Source organism: Microbacterium ginsengiterrae (genome assembly GCF_014205075.1).
In the GTDB taxonomy this organism is placed as follows: Bacteria; Actinomycetota; Actinomycetes; order Actinomycetales; family Microbacteriaceae; genus Microbacterium; species Microbacterium ginsengiterrae.
The window spans coordinates 1384140-1403843 of the sequence record NZ_JACHMU010000001.1; the positions used below are offsets into that span (position 1 = coordinate 1384140).

Consider the following 19704-nt stretch of genomic DNA (forward strand, 5'->3'; position numbering starts at 1 on the left):
AGCCCCCGTCTCCCGCTCAGCGCAGCGTGAGCCCGATCTCGAACGAGCGTCGCCAGGGCAGCGTCAGATCCTCGATCTCGATGCCGTCGGCGGGGAGCATCGACTCGAGAAGGGCGCCGAGCTCCTCGCGGATCACCCGGCGGGCCTCGTCGACGCGCGCGCGGTCGTTCATCGGGAAGCGATCGGGGAACAGTGAGGGGCCGCTGTCCGTGCGCACGACGGACTGGTACGCGAAGTCATCGAGCAACCGCGTGAGCAGTGCGATCCGCGCTGCGCGCTCGTCGAACGTTCCCCCGGCGCGTCCCACGACGCCGGCGGCCGAGATCGCGACGACACTGCCGATCGTGTTGCCCGCGGTGTTCCATCCGCCGAACGCCTCGAGCCGCCCGAGCAGACCCTCATCGGCGAGCGCCCGCACGAGCGCCTCGTCCGCGCCGTTCGGGTAGCGCACATCCGCCAGAGCCACCCGCTCCCCGGCATCCAACCGTGCACGCACGAGCGCGGTCGTCTCGGCCACGGCATCCTCGTCGACGGCATCAGGCCGCCCGCGGAACATGTCGTGACGGTCGGGGTCGGGCGCGTGCATCACGAGCGTCACGTCGCCGCCCTCCGGCACCTCGGTCGCCCCGGCCGCACGGATCTGTCGGCTCACCGACGCCGTCAGCGGCATGTTCTCGTAGGGCGGGATACGCGTCATGCCCTCCTCCGTCGCACAGGCGACCGAGAACGACGGGCGCACCCCGGCATCGGCGGCCAGCGCGCGAGCGACGAGCACTGCGCCGACCTCATCGGCTCCGGGGTACATCAGCACCTCCCGGCCGCGGGGGAGCATCCGCATCCAGTGCCGCATCCAGACCTGCTCGGCGCTGCCGGCCGCGAACGGCGCCGTGTCGTCGGCCGTGATGGCGAGGAAGTCGAGCGTGCCGTCCTCGACGAGCCCGATCGTCGACAGGTTCGCGATGTGGTTCCGCAGACGCCTGGTCGAATAGTCCGACACGACCTCGGCCGGGACGGCGGTCAGGTCGCCCAGCTCGATGATCTCCGTCTCGCCGAGCAACCGGTGGGCGTCGCCTCCGAGCGCGTGCAACTCCTTGCCGTGCTCGGTCCAGTACAGCGGTTCCTCCGCCGCCGAGTACGAGTTGCTCGCCCGCATCACCAGTGACACGGCCGAGATCGGCAGCTCCGGTCGGCGGCGATGCACCTCACGGAGCGTGTCGAGACGGGCGAGCACGGCGCGGGTGTCGTCGTCGCTCGTGCGGCTGGCGATGAGGCCGCCGTACAGCAGCATGTCCACCGAGACGACGATGTGCACGGTTTCCGGATCGGCGGCCCGCTCCAGCAGCCAGGCGCCGAGCGCATCGGCGTCGCCGGCCGTCCGATAGTCGGGAAGGATCTCCTGCGGCGGCACATCCAGGGTCACACCAGCGACCGCAGCGACGTCGCCGGGCAGCAGGACGTTCACCGGCCGGTCGTCCAGGGGGAGCAGGGCGATGCGCCGGCGCGCGGGGGAGGAGGTCACGGGGTGGTGCCTTTCATCAGGGGCGGGTGATGGAGAGCTGGTACGAGTAGCGGTCGCCGCGGTAGACGGACTCCGCGTACTCGATGGGACGGCTGCGCGCGTCGTAGGTGGTGCGGCGGACGAGGAACGCCGGGGAGAACGGTGGCGTCTGCAGCGCAGCCGCCTGCTCCTCGTCGAGGACCACAGCGTGGATCTCCTGGTCGGCGCGCACGGCCACGAGCCCGAAGCGCTGGCGGATGTCGTCGTAGAGCGAATCGCCCTCGATCCCTCCTTCGAGACCGGGGACGGATGCCGCGGCGAACGTCGACTCCTCCAGGCAGATGGGGATGTCGTCCGCCGTCCGCACTCGGCGCACCCGAACGACGTCCTCGCGCGGGGAGAGCCCCAGAGCGTATCCGACGGTCTGGCCGGCTGCGCCGACCTGCAGGTCGATCGACTGCGAACCCGGCCGCATGTTTCGCGCCCGCATGTCCTCGGAGAACGACGTCAGTTCGAAACTCTTGCTGATCCTCGCCTCGCTGACGAAGGTGCCGGCGCCCTGCAGGCGGTAGACGACGCCCTCGCGCTCGAGCTCGTCGAGGGCGCCGCGAACGGTCTGGCGGTTGACCTCGAGGGTCTCGGCGAGTTCTCGTTCGGTGGGGAGACGCTCATGGGGGGACAGGCCGGCGCCGATCATGTCTTCGACGTGCCGCCGAACGAGATCGCGCTTGGTCCCGCCTTCGGGTGAAGTCACCGTCGCCTCCTTTTTGGACTAACCCAATCTTGACGACTTCCGCAGTTGTGTGTCAATGTCTGACCAACCCTTCGTAATTGGACTACACCAATCGCGAGACCTCACAGATGAGTGGAGAACTTCGATGCAGTTGCAGCACCAGAAGACATGGCGGGTTGTCGGCGCCGCAGCAATGGCGGCCGTGACCGTCGCCGGGCTCGCGGGATGCGCGTCCGGCGGCGCGGACGCGGACGGCAAGACCGAGATCACGTTCTCCTACCTGTGGGGCGGCGCTGAAGCGGAGGCCCTCGAGGAGATCATCGCGGACTTCAACGACAGCCAGGACGAGATCGTCGTCAAGGGCGTCTCGAGCCCCGACCAGCAGAAGCAGCTCACCTCGATGTCGTCGTCGAACGGGTCCTTCGACATCTCCGACAACTTCGGCAACAACGTCGGCGCGTGGGCGTCGAAGGGCGTGCTCGCCCCGCTCGACGAGGCGATCGCGGCGGAGGGGATCGACATCGACGACTTCATCCCCAGCGCGATGGAGCAGATGATCTACGACGGGACGACGTACGCGCTGCCCATCGCGATCCACAGCTTCCAGCTGCTCTACAACAAGACTCTGCTCGATGAGGCGGGCATCACCCCGCCGACCACGATGGACGAACTCGCGGCCGCGGCCCAGGCGCTCACCGTCGAGGAGGATGGCAAGATCACCCGGCTCGGTCTCGGATCGGCCAACGACAGCACGACGCTGACGACCCTCGGGTTCGCGTTCGGTGGCAGCTGGGACGACGCCGACGGCCCCACGCCGGCGGATGCCGGCAATCTCGAGGCCCTCGAGTGGTACCAGGAGAACATCATCGAGCCGGTCGGCGCGGAGAAGATGGCCGCGTTCGTCTCCGGGCAGGGCGAGTACCTCTCGGCGCAGGATCCGTTCTTCAGCGGCAAGGTCGCCATGATCATCGACGGCGAATGGCGTTCGGCCAGCGCCGCCAACGTGGCCCCCGAGCTCGACTGGGGTGTGACGGCGATCCCCGCCGCATCGCCCGAGCTCGAGAACAGCACGCAGGTGACGGCGAGCACGCTGTTCATCCCGGCGAACTCCACGCACAAGGAAGAGGCGGCGACCTTCCTCGCGTACCTCGTCAGCGACGAGCCGATGGAGAAGTTCAGCCTCGCTCTGGGCAACCTGCCCGGCCGCACGTCCCTCGCCGGCAGTGAGGTGTTCTCCGAACTGGAGAACTTCGAGGTGTGGGCGGATGCCGCGACCTCCCCGAACGCGAAGTCGCTGGCCAGCGCGCCGTACAGCGCCGAGTACGCCGCCGACCTCAAGGCGGCCTTCGACGAGATCGTCCGCCTCACCTCCACTCCGGAGGAGGCGATCGCCACGGTCGAGTCGCGCATGTCGAGCTACTCCAGCAAGTGATCACGTGACAACGACGACCGCTCCGAGCCGGGGGCAGCAGACCGCGCGTTCTGCTGCCCCCGGCGGCCGCCGTCCTCGGCGACGGCGCTCGACGCTCATCGGCCTCGCCTTCGCCGCGCCGTTCATCGTCGGGTTCCTGTTCCTGTTCGCCTATCCGATCGCGGCCTCGGCGTACTACAGCTTCACGGACTTCAACCTGTTCCAGTCGCCCGAATGGGTGGGCGTGGCCAACTACGTCCAGATGTTCAACGACGGGGTGTTCTGGAAGTCGCTCGCCAACACCGCGATCCTCACCGTCTTCGGCGTTCCTCTTGCGATCGGCATCGCCCTGGCCGGCGCCCACCTGTTGAACTCTCCGGTGCGCGGGCAGCCCCTGTACCGTGCGCTCATCTATCTGCCTTCGATCGTGCCTGTCGTCGTCGGCGGTTACCTCTGGCGGTGGATGCTCAACGCCGAGTACGGCTTCATCAACTACTTCCTCTCCTGGTTCGGCATCGAGGGGCCGGCCTGGCTGCAGAATCCGGACTTCACCAAACCGTCGATCATCTTCCTGTCGCTGTGGACGGTCGGCGGCACCATGATCATCTACCTCGCGGCACTGCAGGAGGTCCCCAAGGAGCTCTACGAAGCCGCCGAGCTCGACGGTGCGGGGGTATGGCGCAGGTTCGCCAATGTCACGTGGCCCACGGTCTCGCCGGTCACGCTCTTCCAGGTGATCGTGAGCATCATCGGATTCCTGCAGATCTTCGCCCAGCCGTACATCATGGCCCAGGAGCGGCTGAATCAGGCCAGCGCGGGGCCGGGTCAGTCGATGCTCTCGTATGCGATGTACCTGTACCAGAACGCGTTCGTGTTCCTGAAGATGGGCTACGCCTCGGCGATGGCGTGGACGCTGTTCATCGTCACGCTGGTCGTGAGCCTCATCGTCCTGGCCACGTCGAAGAAGTGGGTGCACGATGGCAACAACTGAACGCCCGGTGCGCTCCCCGCGCCGCCGGCTGACCCGCAGCATCCGTCAGCAGATCTCCGTCGCGCTGCTCGCGCTGGTGTTCCTGTTCCCGCTCCTGGTGATGGTCTCGACGGCGTTCAAGACGCCGAACGACGTCTTCTCCTCGCCGCCGACGCTCCTGCCGACGGAATGGACGCTGGACAACTTCGCCGAGGCGTTCGCGCAGATACCGATCTGGCGGTACCTCGCCAACACGCTGTTCGTCTCGGGGATGAGCATCCTCGGCACGATCATCGCCTGCCCCCTGGTCGCGTACTCACTGGCCAAGGTGCGCTGGCGCGGAGCGCGCCCGCTGCTCATCCTCGTCCTCGCGACGATGATGCTGCCGCCGCAGGTCACGCTGATTCCTCTGTTCCTCGTCTGGAACGGACTCGGCGCGACGAACACCTACCTGCCGCTCATCGTGCCCGCCTTTCTCGGGACGCCGTTCTTCATCTTCATGATCCGGCAGTTCCTACTCGCCGTCCCCGACGAGCTCATCGAGGCGGCGCGACTGGACGGAGCATCCGAGTTCCGCACCTACGCCACCATCGTCCTGCCGCTCGCGCGCCCCGCCATCGTCACTGCAGCGATCTTCCAGTTCGTGTGGGCATGGACCGATTTCCTCAATCCCCTCATCTATCTGAACGACGAGTCGACCTACACGCTGTCCCTCGGGCTGTACGCCTTCTTCGGGGAGAATGACGTCGCCTGGGGCCCGCTCATGGCCGCATGCGTCTTGTTCACCCTGCCGGCCGTGGTCATCTTCCTCATCGGTCAGAAATTCTTCATCGGCGGCGCAGCCGCAGGAGCTCTCAAATGACACATCCTCTTCCCGCCGTCCTCGCATCGCTCGCCGGCGGCCTCGTCGTCTCCGTGCAGGCGAACGACGGAACGCCGGTGCGCGACGTCGCGGTCATCGCCGCGCTCGCCGAGTCGGCTCTGCTCGGTGGTGCACGCGCGCTACGACTGAACGGGCCGGAGGACGTGCGCCGCGTTCGGGCGGTCACCGACGTTCCGATCATCGGCCTGCACAAGGTGCACAACGGCACCCGCAACATCATCACTCCCGAGGTCGGCCTGGCCGTCAGCCTCGCGGAAGCCGGTGCGGACATCATCGCGGTGGATGCCACGGCTGAACATCTCGGGACGGACTTCGGGCTGCTGGGGGAGATCGTCGCCGCCACAGGCCGACCGGTGATGGCAGACGTCTCGACCCTCGACGACGGCCTGCGGGCGCGGGACAACGGCGCATCCATCGTCGGAACGACCCTGTCGGGCTACACCCCCGAGTCCCGCCGCGGTGAGGAGCCCGATGTGCAGCTCATCGCCGAACTCGTCGGCGCAGGCATCCCCACCATCGCCGAAGGCCGCTACCGGACGCCGGAGCAGGTCGCGGCGGCGTTCGATGCGGGTGCGTTCGCGGTCGTGGTGGGCGGCGCCATCACGGACCCGATCGCGATCACCCGACGATTCGTCGACGTCACCCCCGGCGCACGCGAATGATCGTCGGAGTCGACATCGGCGGCACGAAGATCGCCGCCGCGGTGTTCGCCCAGGGCGACGGCGGTCGACTGCGCATGGCCTCGCCGACCCGTGTCGTGCCCACTCCGGCGACGGCCGGTGGCGCCGCCGTCGTCCGTGCGGTGGCCGAGCTCGTCTCGGGCTTCGGTGATGCGGATGCCGTCACGGCTGTCGGCGTGGGGACGGCCGGAGTCGTCGGTTCCGACGGCGCGATCGCATCGTCGACGGATGCGATCACCGGTTGGGCCGGGCTGCCGCTGCGCGCGGCCCTTGAGGATGCCGTCGGCATCGAGGTCTCGGTGCTCAACGACGTGCATGCCGCGGCTGTCGCCGAAGCCGCTCAGGGAGCGGGTGCCGGGTCCCGCGACGTGCTGATGGTGACGGTCGGAACCGGGATCGGGGGCGCGGTCGTATTCGACGAGATCCTGCGCCGGGGCGAGACGGGCACCGCCGGCTCTCTCGGCCATGTCGAGGTGTCGATGCGGGATGCCCTGGCAGACCGTCGATGCCCGTGCGGCGGTCGCGGACATGTGGAGGCGGTGGCATCCGGCCCGGCGATGGAGCAGACGTATCTCGAGCGGACGGGCGCGCGACGCGGCCTGCGTGACATCGCCGAGGCAGCCGCGCACGGTGACGCGGTCGCCGTCGAGGTGATCGAGGAAGGCGCTCGCCTGCTCGGCAGGGCGCTGGCGTCGGCCAACGCCCTGCTCGACGTCGGGACGATCGTGATCGGCGGCGGGGTCGCCGAGATCGGCGAGCGTTACCTCGGCGCGGTCGCGGAGAGTTATCGGGATGCCGCGATGCCAGGGCCGGCCCGTGCGCGGATCGTGGCCGCGGCACTGGGTGTGAATGCCACACTGACGGGCGCGGCGATCACCGCGGCCCAGCGCTGACACCCCGCTACTGCTCCCGCCACTACTCCTCGGGCTTCCACCGCAGCAGGTCACCGGACTCTGCCCCGCCCACTCCTTGTCTCCCGCCGCGCCGCTCCGGCATGGTGGAGGCATGGCTCTCGCTCTCGTCACCGGCGCCGCCCGCGCCAACAGCATCGCGGCGGAGATCGTGCCGCGCCTCATCGTGGACGGCTGGGATGTCGTCACCAGCGACCTCGCGGATGTCGACTACCCCTGCGACCTGTCCTCCCCGACCGCTCCGGACGATCTCATGGATGCCGTCACGGCGGACCACGGGCCGGTGAGCGCGCTCGTGCTCAGTCACGCGCACGACGTCGAGTCCGGCATCCTCACGACGACAGCGGCGAGCTTCGATGCGCACGTCGCCGTCAACGCACGAGCGAGCCTGCTGCTCATCGCGGCGTTCGCGCGACAGATCCCGCCGACCGGCGGCGCGATCGTCGCCCTCACGAGCGATCACACGACGGGGAACCTGCCCTACGGGGCATCCAAGGGCGCGCTCGATCGCATCGTGATCTCCGCGGCGCGCGAGCTCGGACCGATCGGCATCTCGGCGAACGTCGTCAACCCCGGCCCCATCGACACCGGATGGATGGGCGACGACCTGCCCGCCGCGCTCGTGCCGGCGCATCCGCTCGGCCGACTCGGCACCCCTGCCGACATCGCCGCCGTCGTCTCGTTCCTCATCTCCGACGAGGGGCGCTGGGTGTCGGGGCAGCTGCTCAACGTCGACGGAGGGTTCTCGGCGCGGTTCTAGCGACCAGTCGTCGCCCCGCCGGCGCCGCCACGGCGAACACGACCGTGAGCGCTGCGATCCCGAGCATCGCACCGCGAAGCCCGACGAGTCCGGCGAGCAGTCCGACGTAGACCGGCCCGACGACGAAGCCGAGGTACGCCGTCGTGCCGACCGCCGAGGTCGCCCGGCCGCGTCGGTCGTCCGCGACTCCTCGGAGCGCCGTGCTGAGCAGCGTGGGGAACAGCACCGACGTGCCGATCGCTGCGAGCGTCACCCCGCACAGAGCGACGAGGATGCCGGGAGCCACTGCGACGACGACGGCACCGGCGGACGCGACCACCCCACCGACGATGAGCAGCACAGACTCGGGGATGCGGGTGGATGCTCCGACCGCGAAGCGCGTCACAGCCGCGGCAGCGGCGAAGGTCGCCGGCGCGAGGGAGGCGACGCCGACGCCTGCCTGCAGCTCGTCCTCGAGGAGGATCGCCCCCCAACTCTGATGACCGTTCTCCGCCGCGAACCCGAGCGCACCGATGAGCCCGACGACGACGAACGGCCAGAACCGTGCGAGCGTTCGTGCGGAAGGCGCGGTGACCGCGGCGGGGGCGGTGACCGGCCGCCCGTTGCTGCGGATCAACACCGTCGCGCCTGCGACACCGATGAGCGCACCGGCGGCCGCGAAGACGGCGACCGCTTCCTGCCCGCTCGCGCGCAGCGCACCGGCGCCGAGGCTGCCGACGACGACGAACGACGAGAAGACGCCGTGGCTCACGGTGATGACCCGTCGACCGCTTCTCGCCTCGCCGAGCGCCGCGAGCGCGTTGGCCGAGACATCGGAGGCGCCCGAGGCCGCCCCGACCAGCAGCATCCCGACCGAGATCGAGACCGGATCCCTCGCCCACCAGGAGAGCAGGATGCCGGCGGCCCCGAGCGCGAGGAGGAACAGGCCGGCCACCCGCACGCCAAAGCGGTCGACGGCCCTGCCGGTGAAGAGCATGGCGGGGAGGGCGCCGGCCCCGACACAGAGGAGCGCGGTGCCGAGCTGCGCCTCGGTCAGACCTGCTGCGTCGCGGAGGGCGGGGAGTGACGCTCCCCACGCGCCCCAGAAGATCCCGAAGGCGGCGAATGCGACATGTGGTCCGAGTCGGAAACGCATCTGTGTAACGATACACATCTAGACTGGCGATGTGAACAGTAAGCGGGTGACGATGCGTGACGTCGCGGCGGAGGCCGGCGTCGCCCCGATGACCGTCAGCTACACGTACACCCGCCCCACCCGTGTCGCCGCGGCCACCCGCGATCGGGTCCTCGCCGCGGCCGCCCGCCTCGGATACGCGGGGCCCGATCCCGTGGCGAGATCGTTGCGCAACGGGGCGACGCGTAACCTCGGCGTGATCCTCGGAGAGCGGCTGAACTACGCCTTCGAGGACCCGCAGGCCGCGCGCTTCCTCGCCGGCGTCTCGCAGGTCTGCGTCGACAACCGCCTCGGTCTCGTGCTCATCCCCAGCACCGGCGACGCCGACGATGCCGAACGCGTGCGCGAGGCGGCGGTCGACGGGTTCGTGCTCTGGACGACGGACGCAGCGGACCCGGTCCTCGACGCCGTGGTCGCCACCGGCCGACCGGCCGCGATCCAGGGCGGGCCCGATGTCGACGGCATCCAGGTCGTCGCCGCGGATGACCGCGAGGCGGCACGGGCCGTCGCCGGGCACATGCTCGCCGGCGCCGTGTCACCGCTGATCCTGTCGCATCCGTTCGATCGCGAGCGATGGACCGGGCTCACCCGCGGCCCGAGCACGGACGTGGCCTTCCCCGTCACTCGGGAGCGCCTCGCGGGATTCCGGGATGCCGTCGAGCAGACCGGCGGCGACTGGGCGGAGACCCCCGTGGCCGTCGCCGCCCGCAACACCCGCGAGGACGGCAGGCGCACGACCGAGGCGGCGCTCTCGGGCTTCGACGCCGACGAGCAACCGGATGTCGTCATCGCGATGAGCGATCAGCTCGCCGCGGGAGCACGGGATGCGCAGGGCGCGGGCGTGCGGATCAGCGGGTGGGATGACAGCGAGACCGCGCAGGCGCTCGGGTTCTCCAGCATCCGCCAGTCGCTCTACGACCAGGGCGTGGCGTGCGCGTCCATCGCCGCGGGCCTGATGACGACGGTCGGGGTGCCCGCCTGGTCGCTCGTGCAACGCGGATAGGCGGCGCTGCTGCCGGCATCCTGTTTCATGCCCGTCGGAGGCGCAGCCCCAGGGCGACGAGGGCGAACACGATCACGGCGATCCCGTATCCGACGGTCACTGCCGTGAGCCCGACGAGTCCGACGAGTAGCCCGGCGGCCACAGCCGGGATGCCGAACGCGAGGTACGCCAGCACGTAGATGACCGCGAAGGTGTCCGCGCGCTCGGCGGCGGGGATGCGGGGTGCGAGCGACGCGATGACACCGGAGAAGGTGGTGCCGAAGCCGGTCCCCGTCACGGCCGCCGCGACGAGGTAGAACGGCAGCGACGTCACGCCGAGGGCGATGAGGGAGAGCGCCGTTCCCGTGGCCAGGGCCGCGGTGCCGAACAGCACGGTCGCCCGCGGCTTCAGTCGGCGCAGCGTGAACGCGGCCAGCGCGCCGGAGCCGGCGAGCAGCGTGACCGCCAGCCCCTGCCAGAGGTGTGCGACGCCGCCGAGCTCGGTGCGGACGATCGTCGAGCCGAGCGACAGGAAGAGGCCACCGGTGGCCCACCCGGCGAGGATCGCGGGCGCCGAACGCCACAGGTCTCCGCGGATCGGCGCAGGGATGGCCAGGCGGAACCGCAGCGACTGCCATGCGCCGCTGCGCAGCGGCGCAGTCTCGGGGGCGAAGAAGAAGAGGACGGCGAGCACGATGTAGACGGTCGCCAGTGGGGCGAACACATCGAGCATCGGTTCGCCGGTCGCATCCAGGATGAGTCCGGAGGCGAGGGCGCCGGCGGCCAGGCCGATGCCGGGGCTCAGGGCGTTCCAGAGTCCGGCGATGCCGGGGCGTCCGGTCTATCGAACCATGCCAGGAGAGCTCCCGCACCCGGATCGGGAGGACATTCAACTCACCGAGGTCCTCTTCGCCCTCAGTGACCCCGATCGCCTGACGATCGCGCGACAGTTGCGCGGTGGACCACTCGACATGGCCGTCTGCCACACGACCGACCCCGACCTTCCCAAGTCGACGCGCTCGCATCTGATGAAGGTGCTCCGCGAGGCCGGGGTGATCCGCAACGACCCGAACGGCCGTCGCCGCACCCTCAGCCTTCGCGAAGACGACCTCGAGGCCCGGTTTCCCGGGTTGGTGGATGCCGTGCTCGGCGATCAGGGAGCGGTGTAGCCGCCGTCGACCAGGTGGTAGCTGCCCGTGATGAAGCTCGCGGCGTCACTGGCGAGGAAGGCCACGAGGTTCGCGACCTCGTCGGCTTTGCCGAGGCGGCCGATCGGATGCTTCGAGACGAGGAACTCCTTCGCCTCGGCATCCATCTGCGCGAGCAGGGGCGTGTCGATGAACCCGGGCCCGACGGAGTTCACGCGCACGCCCTGCGCGGAATACTCCAGCGCCGCCGACTTCGTCATGCCGACCACGCCGTGCTTGGCGGTGACGTAGGCGGGGGAGCCGGCGAACCCGACACTGCCGAGAATCGACGCGATGTTGACCACCGAGCCGCCGCCTGCGGCGAGGATCGCGGGGATCTGCGCCTTCATGTTGCGGAACACCGCGTTGAGGTTGAGGGCGATGACCTTGTCCCAGTCCGCGTCGTCGTACTCGGCGGTCGGTGCGGTCGCCCCTCCGATACCGGCGTTGTTCACGCCGATTCGCAGCGGAGCGAGGGTGCCCGCCAGTTCGACCGAAGACGCGATCCACGCGGCATCCGTCGCATCGCCCGGGGAGGCCTCGGCGACGCCGCCCGCGGAGCGGATCTCGTCGGTCACCGCCTGCGCGGCGTCGGGGTCGAGGTCGTTCACGACGACGGAGGCGCCGTTCTTCGCGAGGAGCAGCGCGACGGCCTTGCCGATCCCGCTGCCTGCTCCGGTGACGATCGCCGAACGGTCTGAGACATCGTACTGAGCCATGAGCTTCCAATCCGGGCGTCCCGGCGCCGGGAGCGCTTCCCGGTCGGTCCGTCCTCTTCGACCGTACGGCGCCTGCGGGCTGTGGCGGCGGGGGTTGACAGCCTCAGGCCTTGTCGTGGACCGTCACGCGGTACCCGTCGGGGTCGATGAACGTGAACGTGCGGCCGAAGGGTCCGTCGACCGGTGCGGTGGCGATCGGCACGCCGGATGCCACGAGCTCGTCATGCAGGGCTTGGCTGTCGGTTGCGTGGAGCCACAGGGCGACGCCGGCGCCGGGGTGATCGGTGGCGGCCACGTCGAACTCGGGAGATGCCGCGCGCACGGCGAACGCGATCGGCGTCGTCGCGAACACCACGGCGCTCGGCGGACCGGCCTGTCTGGTCAGCCCGAGACGGGTCTCATAGAACTCCGCGGAGCGGGCGAGATCGCTCACCTGCAGCGAGATGAAGTCGGGTCCGGTGACGGTCATGATTCCTCCTTGATCTGAGTGTCAGATTCCTGACACGTAAAGACTATGTCAGACTACTGACATGAGCGCCAGTGGCATCGAACTCGAGACCTCGTTGGGATATCTCATCAAGGAGACGTCCAGTGCGCTTCGCGAGGCGATGGAGGCGGTCCTGCGACCGCTGGGGATGACGATCACTCATTACTCATGCCTGGAACTCCTCGCGCAGCGCCCCGGATTGTCGAACTCGGAGCTCGCGCGCGGGACGTTCGTCACGCGTCAGTCGATGAACGTGCTGCTGCAGCGGCTCGAGCGGGAGGGCGTCGTCACGCGCCCGGATGCTGCGCCGTCGGGTCGCGCGCTCCCGACGAAGCTCACCGACCGGGGCAGGAGGCAACTGGCGGAGGCGAGTGCGGCGGTGCGGAGCGTGGAGGACGCGATGCTCAGCGGGCTCTCGAGTGAGGCGCGGGGGGAGTTGCGGGAGCATCTGCGAAGTTGTGTGGCGGCGCTGCGTGAGGCCGCGCCTCGTATATAGCTTCGAATTTGGTGAGGTCCACACGATCCGCTCGCCTCGTTTCATATCGGCGATCTCGCGTCTGTTCGTATTTTTCTTCGAAGAATGTCGGAGGCCCTCGGTAGTCTGTGAGCATGTCGAAGTTGACCGCGTTGCACGAGGCGATGACCCGCCTCGATGAGGCGTGGGCGGGAGTCGACGACCCGAACGATCTTTCGCGGGAGCAACTCGTCGCAGTCAGTGAGCGCATCGCGCTCGTACAGAGACGGCTGGATGCCGTGCACGTCGAGGTGGCCGCGGGCGTGGCCAGGGAGTCCCGGCCGGAGCTCGGAGCTGAGAGCCTCGCGAAGCAGCACGGCTTCCGGAACCCCGCCACGATGCTGGCCGCGACGATGGGGGTCTCGACGGGGGATGCGCGCCGCCTCATCGCGGTCGGCGAGGGCGTCGAGCCGCGCCGCGACCTCATCGGGGCGCGGCTGCCGGCGAAGTATCCCGTCATCCGTAGCTCGCTCGAGGCGGGGAGGCTCAGTGCGCAGGCAGCGGCGATGATCATCGCCCTCCTCGACCGGTGCCGCATCGCGGCGGGTGCGGAGCGGATCGCCGAGGGTGAGCGTGTGCTGGCCGACTCCGCCGTCGGGCTCGGGCTCGACGAGGTGCGCAAGCTCATCACGCGGGCGGAGGCGTGGCTCGACCCCGACGGCGTCGAACCGCGTGATGAGGAGCTGCGGTCCCAGCGAACCGTGACGATCTTCGAGCGCGGCGGCATGATCCATCTCAACGCGAAGCTCGACGCCGAATCGGGTGCGCCGGTGGTCGCCGCTTTGCGCGGCTACGTGACGGCAGCGTTCGCGGCGCGCAAGGATGCGGTCGATCCCGATGCTCCGGATGCCGACCGCCGCACGGTCCCCATGATCCAGGCGGATGCGCTGAGCATGTTCTGCGCGCACGCGCTTGGCTGCACGGCGAAGGGTCTGCCGCTCGCCGGTGCGACCGTCGTCGTCCGCATGAACCTCGAAGACTTGCAGGCCGGTACGGGTTCCGCCCTCATCGACGGCGTCGACCAACCGGTCGGGGCCGGTGTCGTCCGGCGGATGGCCGCCGGAGGCGGAGTGATCCCCTGCGTCCTCGGCGGGGGCAGCGAGATCCTCGACTGGGGTCGCGAGAAGCGGCTGTTCACGCGGGCGCAGCGCCTGGCTCTGGTCGAACGCGACGGAGGGTGCGCGATGTGCGGACTCCCACCCGAGATGACCAGGGCTCATCACATCCGTTGGTGGCAGCGACATCGCGGCAAGACCGACCTCTCCAACGGAGTGCTGCTGTGCGAGACGTGTCACCATCGCATTCACGACAACGGATGGGATATCCGGATCGACGGCGCAGGAGTGGGAGCGAGGGTCTGGTTCATCCCACCGCCGTACGTTGACCGAGACCGCACTCCGAGGCTGGGCGGCAGGGCACGCTTCGACATCGCGGCATGAGGCGTTGCGGAGGTGTGCGCGCGTCACCGCGAGCGTGCGTCACCGCGAGCGTGCGTCACCGCGAGCGTGCGCCATGGCGAGGTTCGCCGTGCTCGGAACCGCCTTCCATAACGACACTGAACGATATATCGTTAACGCTCCTGAATGACCCACGATCGAGGAGGACATCATGAACAGCTCGTTCCCCACCGGCGGCTTCAACATCGAGTCGCTCTTCGGAGGTCCAGGCGGCCCCGGCGCCGCGATCTTCGATGCCATGGACCAGTTCCGCAAGTCGTTCGAGCAGCGCACCGGCGGCCCTTCGCGCATGGCGCGCGGCGACGTCCGCGCTGCGGTGATCACGCTCCTCGCCGAGCAGCCCATGCACGGCTACCAGATCATCAACGAGATCGCCGAGCGGTCGGGCGGCTCCTGGAAGCCCAGCGCCGGTTCCGTCTACCCGACCCTGCAGCTCCTGGCGGACGAGGGGCTCATCACGGCCGAGGAGCAGAACGGCCGCAAGACGTACTCGCTCACCGGCGCCGGCCGCGAAGAGGCGGAGATCGCCGCGGAGAAGCCGGCACCGTGGGAGGCGTTCTCCTCCCGCGAGGGCAGCCACCTCACCGCGCTGCCGAAGGCCGGGATGGACCTCGCCGGTGCCGCCGCTCAGGTCGCGCGCACCGGAACGCCCGCCCAGGTACAGGAAGCGGTCACCGTGCTCGAGGAGGCGCGACGTAGGCTGTACGCGATCCTTGCCGAAAGCTGACCCGAGGGGCGCCATGGACTCTGCGGACGTCGGACGCACCGCCCACCGAGCCCGGTATCGCCGCATCGTCGCGTTCGCCGCCCGCGAGTTCATCAAGATCTGGTGGTTCGAGCTCGTCCTGCCGAAGTTCTGGCTGTCGTCGATCTCCGAACGCACCCGAGGACCGCGCATGCTGCGGTTCGCCCGCCGGTTCCACACCCTCGCGGTCGAACTCGGCGGGCTCATGATCAAGGTCGGCCAGTTCATGTCGTCGCGCCTCGATGTGCTCCCGCCTGAGATCACCGACGAGCTCGCCGGGCTGCAGGACGAAGTGCCCGCCGTGCCGTATTCAGCCATCAAGAAGCTCGCCGAGGCTGAACTCGGGGTGCCGCTCGATCGCGCGTTCGCCTGGGTCGACGAGAACGCGCTCGCCGCGGCATCCCTCGGCCAGGTCCACCGTGCGCGCCTCTCCGAACTCGACGCCGCCGACACCGGGCTCCTCGACGTCGTCGTCAAGGTGCAGCGCCCCGGCATCGACGAGATCGTCGCCGTCGACCTCGCCGCGCTCCGCCGCGTCGGCGGGTGGCTGCGCCGCGTCCGCATCGTGTCGGACCGCGTCGACGCACCGGCACTCGTCGAGGAGTTCGCGCAGACGAGCCTCGAGGAGATCGACTACCTGCACGAGGCGGCGAACGGCGAACGGTTCCGGGATGCCTTCGCCGACAATCCCCGCGTCGACACACCGGAGATCGTCTGGGAGCGCACCACCCGACGCGTGCTCACCCTGTCTGACGTCACGGCGATCAAGATCAACGACACCGCCGCCCTCCGCCGCGCAGGCATCGATCCGTCCGAGGTCGCCGACGCCTTCGCCGAGGTGATGTTCGACCAGGTCTTCACGCATGGATTCGTGCACGCCGACCCGCACCCCGGCAACATCTTCGTCACCCCGACACCGGGAACGGACCGCGGGTGGAAGTTCACCTTCGTCGACTTCGGCATGATGGCCGAGGTGCCCGCGTCGCTGCGCGGCGGACTGCGCACCCTGCTCATCGCCGTCACCGCCCGCGACAGCAAAGGCCTCGTCGCCGCCGCCCAGGAGATCGGAGTGCTGCTGCCGACGGCGGACACCGTCGAACTCGAGCGTGCCCTCAGCGCCCTGTTCGCGCGATTCGGTGGCATGGGCTTCGCCGAACTCGCCAAGGTCGACCCCCGCGACTTCAAGGACTTCGCGGACGAGTTCGGCGACATGGTCCGCGCGCTGCCCCTGCAGCTCCCCGAGAACATGCTGCTGCTCATCCGGGCGGTGTCACTGACGAGCGGAATGTGCAGCGCCCTGGACCCCTCCTTCAACGTCTGGGATGCCGCAGAGCCGTACACCGGGCGACTGCTGCGTGACGAGAGCGGCAACCTCATGCAGGACTTCGCGCGTCAGGCGATGGCGACCGCGAACACCACCATGGGACTCCCGCAGCGCATCGACGACGTGATCACGCGGATCGACGACGGCACGGTCTCCATCGACACGTCACGCCTCGAACGACGTCTCGACTCGCTCATCCGCATCGGCCGCCGGGCGGTCGCCGCGGTCCTGTTCGCGGGACTCGTGGTCGGTGGCGCGCTCCTACTCGATCCGAACCCCGGACTCGGCACGACGCTGATCGCGGTCTCCGCGCTGCCGCTGCTCTATGCCGTGTTCTCCGGGGTCGGCAAGCGCTGAGACCGGCGTCGCTCACGACTCGACGAGGCGTTCGGTGGACGAGATCGTCGCGAACCCGCGTGCGGCGAGAATGGCCTCGGTCCGGCGCATGATGTCCTCGCCCGACACCGCGGCGAGCCCTCCGTCGGCCTCGATCGGCGAGGTCGTCGTCGCGTCGGTGACGAAGACGACATCGAACCCCAGGTCGGCGGCGACGCGTGCGGTCGTCTCGCAGCACTGATCCGTGCGGATGCCGCAGATCACGACGCGCGTCACGCCGGCATCCCGCAGCCGTTCCTCGAGGTCGGTCGAGGTGAACGCGTTGACGGACGTCTTGGTCACGGCCATTTCAGTGGGGAGCGGATCGAGATCGGACACCACTCTCACGAACCCCTGCGCGGGATCGAACACCCCACCCGACCCCGGTTCCGAATGGGTCACCCACGCCACCGTCTCGCCGAGCACCCGCGCGCGGTCGACGAGGCGGGCGATGTTCTCGAGCACGCGGGGGTTCGCCGTCTGCGCCCATTCCTGCGTGCGCTGACGGAACGACTCCTGCGCGTCGATCACGAGAAGAGCTGTGGTGCCTGCATGCGTCATCTGCTCATCCTGCGTCAGGCGCCGCGGCGCGACAAGAAGCCTTCCCGACAACGATCGTCGGATTCGTGCCGATGCCCGGCGTCGGGGCATCGCCCCTGATCACTGGAGCGTGAGCACGCGCTCCTGCGCAAGCGCGCTCGCCCGGACGAACACGTCCAGCTGAGCCGGGTTGTAGAGCTCGACCAGCGCCTCGACGAAGACCTCGGCCGAGCCGGACTCACGGCCCTGCGGAAGTCGCGAGCCGGGATCGCGGAGCCACGGGTAGGCAGCGAGGTTCTGCGCGAGCACAGGAGCGAGGCCGTCGATGAGGCGCTGCCTGGTCTCCTCATCGGCATCCGCCGGCAGGTTGTCGATCTCCGCCGCGAGGTCGAGGTCATCCGCCTCTGTCATGTCCCGGATGTCGGTCAGGGTGGCCTCGTCGTACACCTGCGAATAGAGATGAACCATCGACCGGTCGGCGTCGGAGAGACGCGAGGCGACCGGGGCGAACCCGGCCGGCGCATCCGCCGGCGCCTGATTGCGGAGGATCGACGCGATCTCCTCCCTCGCCTGGGTCAGATGCTCGATCTTCGTCCTGAGGGTGTCGTCGACCGTCTCAAGAACCTCGGCCGGCAGCTGGTCGGAGGAGAGGATGCCCGGAATCTCTCCCAGCGGGATGCCGAGTGCGACGAGTCGCCGGATGCGCAGCAGCCGCACCAGGTGCGAGATGTCGTACTGCTTGTACCCGTTGTATCGGCGGTCGGGCTCATCCAGCAGCCCCACCCGGTGGTAGTGCCGGACGGTGTTGAGGGTCGTCCCCGCGAGCTCCGCGAGTTCGTTCGTACTCCACGGCATGAGTCTTCCTTCCCACCGCGATCGAGTTGAGACGTTCAACACCGGCAACCTCGTGTTTATGCCGCGGGCTCCGCGGAGTCGTCGACATGGAGCGCGGGAAGAACCTCTTGACACGGCATCCTCTCGGTCGTAACGTACAACCAAATGGTTGCACAAACGGAACTGAGCGAAACGGAGATCGACCGTGTCTTCCACGCATTGGCGACGGCGACACGGCGTGACATCCTGCGCCGGACGATCACCGAAGAGCAGTCCGTGTCGACCCTCGCGGGCGACTACGACATGTCCTTCGCGGCGGTGCAGAAGCATGTCGCCGTACTCGAGGTCGCGGGCCTCATCATCAAGCGCGCCGAGGGACGCGAGCGGCTCGTCCGTGCGAATCCCGAGATGATCGCGCGCGCACGGGCGCTGCTCGCCCGATACGAAGAGCTGTGGCGGGCTCGCATCTCCCGCCTGGACGACCTGCTCACCACGGATGCACAGCACGCGAACGAAGGAGTTTGACCATGCCTGTCACCGACATCACCACCGATCCGCAGAGTCTCACGATGACGCTGACCGCCGAGTTCCCCGCGCCCGTCGAACGGGTCTGGAAGGCGTTCACCGACCCCAGCCAGCTCGAGCGGTTCTGGGGCCCGCCAGGATGGCCGGCGACGTTCGGCGACATCGACCTCACCGTCGGCGCGCGCGTCCAGTACCGCATGACGAGCCCGAGGGGCGAGCGCTCCAGCGGGTCGTGGGAGTTCCTCTCCATCGACGAGCCGCGGTCGTTCGAGGTCATCGATTCGTTCGTCACGGACGACGGCGAGCCCCTCGACGGGTTCCCGGCGATGCGCATGACGTTCGAGTTCCACGAGACCCCTGAGGGGGCGCGACTCGTGAACACGACGTACTTCGACAACGCCGATGCGCTCGAGCAGGTGGTCGCGATGGGTGCGATCGAGGGTTCGCGGATGGCGATGGCCCAGCTGGATGCCGTCCTGCAGGACCTCCGCGAATACGCGGAGGGCAAGGGGACGCGCGTCGAGCTGCTCGACGACACGCACGTGCGCATCACGCGGCTCGTCAACGGTCCGCGCGAGCTCGTGTGGCGCGCGCACCACGAACCGGATCTGATCCGGCAGTGGATGCTCGGACCGGACGGATGGGAGATGACCGAGTGCGTCGCGACCACGACCGTCGGCGAGAGCTACCGCAACTCGTGGGCTCCGGTCGGCGACGCCGAGGGGGAGCCGTTCGGCTTCGAGGGCGAGGTGCTGCTCGTCGATGCCCCGCGCCGCGCGGTCACCACCGAGCGGATGCAGGGCATGCCCACCGAGACCCTCAACGACCTCAACCTTTATGAGGAGGACGGCGCCACCCTCGTCACGGTGCTCATCGAGTACCCCGACAAGGAGACGCGCGACATGATCCTCGCCACCGGCATGGCCGACGGCATGGAGTCGTCGTTCCAGCGCCTGGAGCGCGAGGTGCTCACCGCCGCCCGTCCCTGACAGGGG

The 19704-nt window shown here is 69.0% G+C and carries 22 protein-coding genes; 14 read left to right on the top strand and 8 right to left on the bottom strand.

Features of this window, described 5'->3' with window-relative positions:
* Positions 1-16: 16 nt before the first annotated feature.
* A complete protein-coding gene (locus tag HD600_RS06935) occupies positions 17-1519 on the bottom strand; it encodes a DUF4127 family protein (RefSeq protein WP_184282512.1) in 1503 nt (500 codons plus the stop codon).
* A gap of 16 nt (positions 1520-1535) precedes the next feature.
* Entirely contained in the window at positions 1536-2252 is a 717-nt protein-coding gene (locus HD600_RS15185; protein WP_144794246.1) for a GntR family transcriptional regulator, read from the bottom strand.
* A gap of 124 nt (positions 2253-2376) precedes the next feature.
* Between HD600_RS15185 and HD600_RS14880 the strand changes: the two genes are divergently transcribed.
* The 6 genes from HD600_RS14880 to HD600_RS06965 all read left to right on the top strand — a co-directional run bounded on the left by HD600_RS14880 (position 2377) and on the right by HD600_RS06965 (position 7846).
* Positions 2377-3663: an ABC transporter substrate-binding protein gene (locus tag HD600_RS14880; RefSeq protein ID WP_241731634.1), complete on the top strand. Its 1287-nt coding sequence runs from the start codon at positions 2377-2379 to the stop codon at positions 3661-3663.
* Positions 3664-3667: 4 nt separating this feature from the next.
* Positions 3668-4633: a carbohydrate ABC transporter permease gene (locus tag HD600_RS14885; RefSeq protein WP_260980407.1), complete on the top strand. Its 966-nt coding sequence runs from the start codon at positions 3668-3670 to the stop codon at positions 4631-4633.
* Positions 4620-5474, top strand: a complete 855-nt coding sequence (locus tag HD600_RS06950) for a carbohydrate ABC transporter permease (protein ID WP_184282514.1) — start codon at positions 4620-4622, stop codon at positions 5472-5474. The genes HD600_RS14885 and HD600_RS06950 overlap by 14 nt, the downstream gene beginning before the upstream one ends.
* Entirely contained in the window at positions 5471-6157 is a 687-nt protein-coding gene (locus HD600_RS06955; RefSeq protein ID WP_184282516.1) for an N-acetylmannosamine-6-phosphate 2-epimerase, read from the top strand. Before HD600_RS06950 ends, HD600_RS06955 begins: the two co-directional genes overlap by 4 nt.
* Positions 6154-7068: an ROK family protein gene (locus HD600_RS06960; RefSeq protein WP_184282518.1), complete on the top strand. Its 915-nt coding sequence runs from the start codon at positions 6154-6156 to the stop codon at positions 7066-7068. Before HD600_RS06955 ends, HD600_RS06960 begins: the two co-directional genes overlap by 4 nt.
* Positions 7069-7180: 112 nt before the next feature.
* Positions 7181-7846 (top strand): SDR family oxidoreductase, encoded by a 666-nt coding sequence (locus HD600_RS06965; protein ID WP_144794263.1) that lies wholly within the window; start codon positions 7181-7183, stop codon positions 7844-7846.
* On the opposite strand, the gene HD600_RS06970 is transcribed toward HD600_RS06965, so the two are convergent.
* Positions 7812-8981, bottom strand: coding sequence for an MFS transporter (locus HD600_RS06970; protein WP_184282520.1), 1170 nt, complete (start codon positions 8979-8981; stop codon positions 7812-7814). The genes HD600_RS06965 and HD600_RS06970 overlap by 35 nt on opposite strands.
* A gap of 31 nt (positions 8982-9012) precedes the next feature.
* Between HD600_RS06970 and HD600_RS06975 the strand changes: the two genes are divergently transcribed.
* Positions 9013-10023 carry a LacI family DNA-binding transcriptional regulator gene (locus HD600_RS06975; RefSeq protein WP_206705701.1) on the top strand — a complete coding sequence of 337 codons (1011 nt, stop codon included), beginning with the start codon at positions 9013-9015 and terminating at the stop codon, positions 10021-10023.
* Positions 10024-10048: 25 nt separating this feature from the next.
* Here HD600_RS06975 and HD600_RS06980 read toward each other — a convergent pair whose 3' ends face one another.
* Positions 10049-10735: an MFS transporter gene (locus HD600_RS06980; RefSeq protein ID WP_184282522.1), complete on the bottom strand. Its 687-nt coding sequence runs from the start codon at positions 10733-10735 to the stop codon at positions 10049-10051.
* Positions 10736-10826: 91 nt separating this feature from the next.
* Between HD600_RS06980 and HD600_RS06985 the strand changes: the two genes are divergently transcribed.
* The gene (locus tag HD600_RS06985; RefSeq protein WP_241731635.1) at positions 10827-11171 is read left to right on the top strand and encodes an ArsR/SmtB family transcription factor; all 345 of its coding nucleotides are present in this window, start codon (positions 10827-10829) and stop codon (positions 11169-11171) included.
* On the opposite strand, the gene HD600_RS06990 is transcribed toward HD600_RS06985, so the two are convergent.
* Both HD600_RS06990 and HD600_RS06995 read right to left on the bottom strand, forming a co-directional pair.
* On the bottom strand, positions 11156-11908 hold the full coding sequence (locus tag HD600_RS06990; protein ID WP_184282524.1) for an SDR family NAD(P)-dependent oxidoreductase: 753 nt from the start codon (positions 11906-11908) through the stop codon (positions 11156-11158). The two genes, HD600_RS06985 and HD600_RS06990, sit on opposite strands and share 16 nt — an antisense overlap.
* A gap of 103 nt (positions 11909-12011) precedes the next feature.
* On the bottom strand, positions 12012-12377 hold the full coding sequence (locus tag HD600_RS06995; RefSeq protein ID WP_184282526.1) for a VOC family protein: 366 nt from the start codon (positions 12375-12377) through the stop codon (positions 12012-12014).
* Positions 12378-12438: 61 nt separating this feature from the next.
* Between HD600_RS06995 and HD600_RS07000 the strand changes: the two genes are divergently transcribed.
* The 4 genes from HD600_RS07000 to HD600_RS07015 all read left to right on the top strand — a co-directional run bounded on the left by HD600_RS07000 (position 12439) and on the right by HD600_RS07015 (position 16792).
* Positions 12439-12891 carry a MarR family winged helix-turn-helix transcriptional regulator gene (locus HD600_RS07000; protein WP_184282528.1) on the top strand — a complete coding sequence of 151 codons (453 nt, stop codon included), beginning with the start codon at positions 12439-12441 and terminating at the stop codon, positions 12889-12891.
* A 113-nt stretch (positions 12892-13004) separates the two neighbouring features.
* Positions 13005-14348: an HNH endonuclease signature motif containing protein gene (locus HD600_RS07005; RefSeq protein ID WP_241731636.1), complete on the top strand. Its 1344-nt coding sequence runs from the start codon at positions 13005-13007 to the stop codon at positions 14346-14348.
* A gap of 169 nt (positions 14349-14517) precedes the next feature.
* Positions 14518-15093, top strand: a complete 576-nt coding sequence (locus tag HD600_RS07010; RefSeq protein WP_144794283.1) for a PadR family transcriptional regulator — start codon at positions 14518-14520, stop codon at positions 15091-15093.
* 13 nt (positions 15094-15106) lie between these two features.
* A complete protein-coding gene (locus HD600_RS07015; RefSeq protein ID WP_184282530.1) occupies positions 15107-16792 on the top strand; it encodes an ABC1 kinase family protein in 1686 nt (561 codons plus the stop codon).
* A gap of 12 nt (positions 16793-16804) precedes the next feature.
* Here HD600_RS07015 and HD600_RS07020 read toward each other — a convergent pair whose 3' ends face one another.
* A complete protein-coding gene (locus tag HD600_RS07020) occupies positions 16805-17371 on the bottom strand; it encodes a cysteine hydrolase family protein (protein WP_184282532.1) in 567 nt (188 codons plus the stop codon).
* A 99-nt stretch (positions 17372-17470) separates the two neighbouring features.
* Positions 17471-18205 (bottom strand): MerR family transcriptional regulator, encoded by a 735-nt coding sequence (locus tag HD600_RS07025; RefSeq protein WP_184282535.1) that lies wholly within the window; start codon positions 18203-18205, stop codon positions 17471-17473.
* A 144-nt stretch (positions 18206-18349) separates the two neighbouring features.
* Here HD600_RS07025 and HD600_RS07030 point away from each other — a divergent pair, with 144 nt between their 5' ends.
* Together HD600_RS07030 and HD600_RS07035 are read left to right on the top strand one after the other, a co-directional pair.
* Positions 18350-18709, top strand: coding sequence for an ArsR/SmtB family transcription factor (locus HD600_RS07030; RefSeq protein WP_184282537.1), 360 nt, complete (start codon positions 18350-18352; stop codon positions 18707-18709).
* Positions 18710-18711: 2 nt separating this feature from the next.
* Positions 18712-19698, top strand: coding sequence for an SRPBCC family protein (locus tag HD600_RS07035; protein WP_184282539.1), 987 nt, complete (start codon positions 18712-18714; stop codon positions 19696-19698).
* Positions 19699-19704 lie beyond the last annotated feature (6 nt).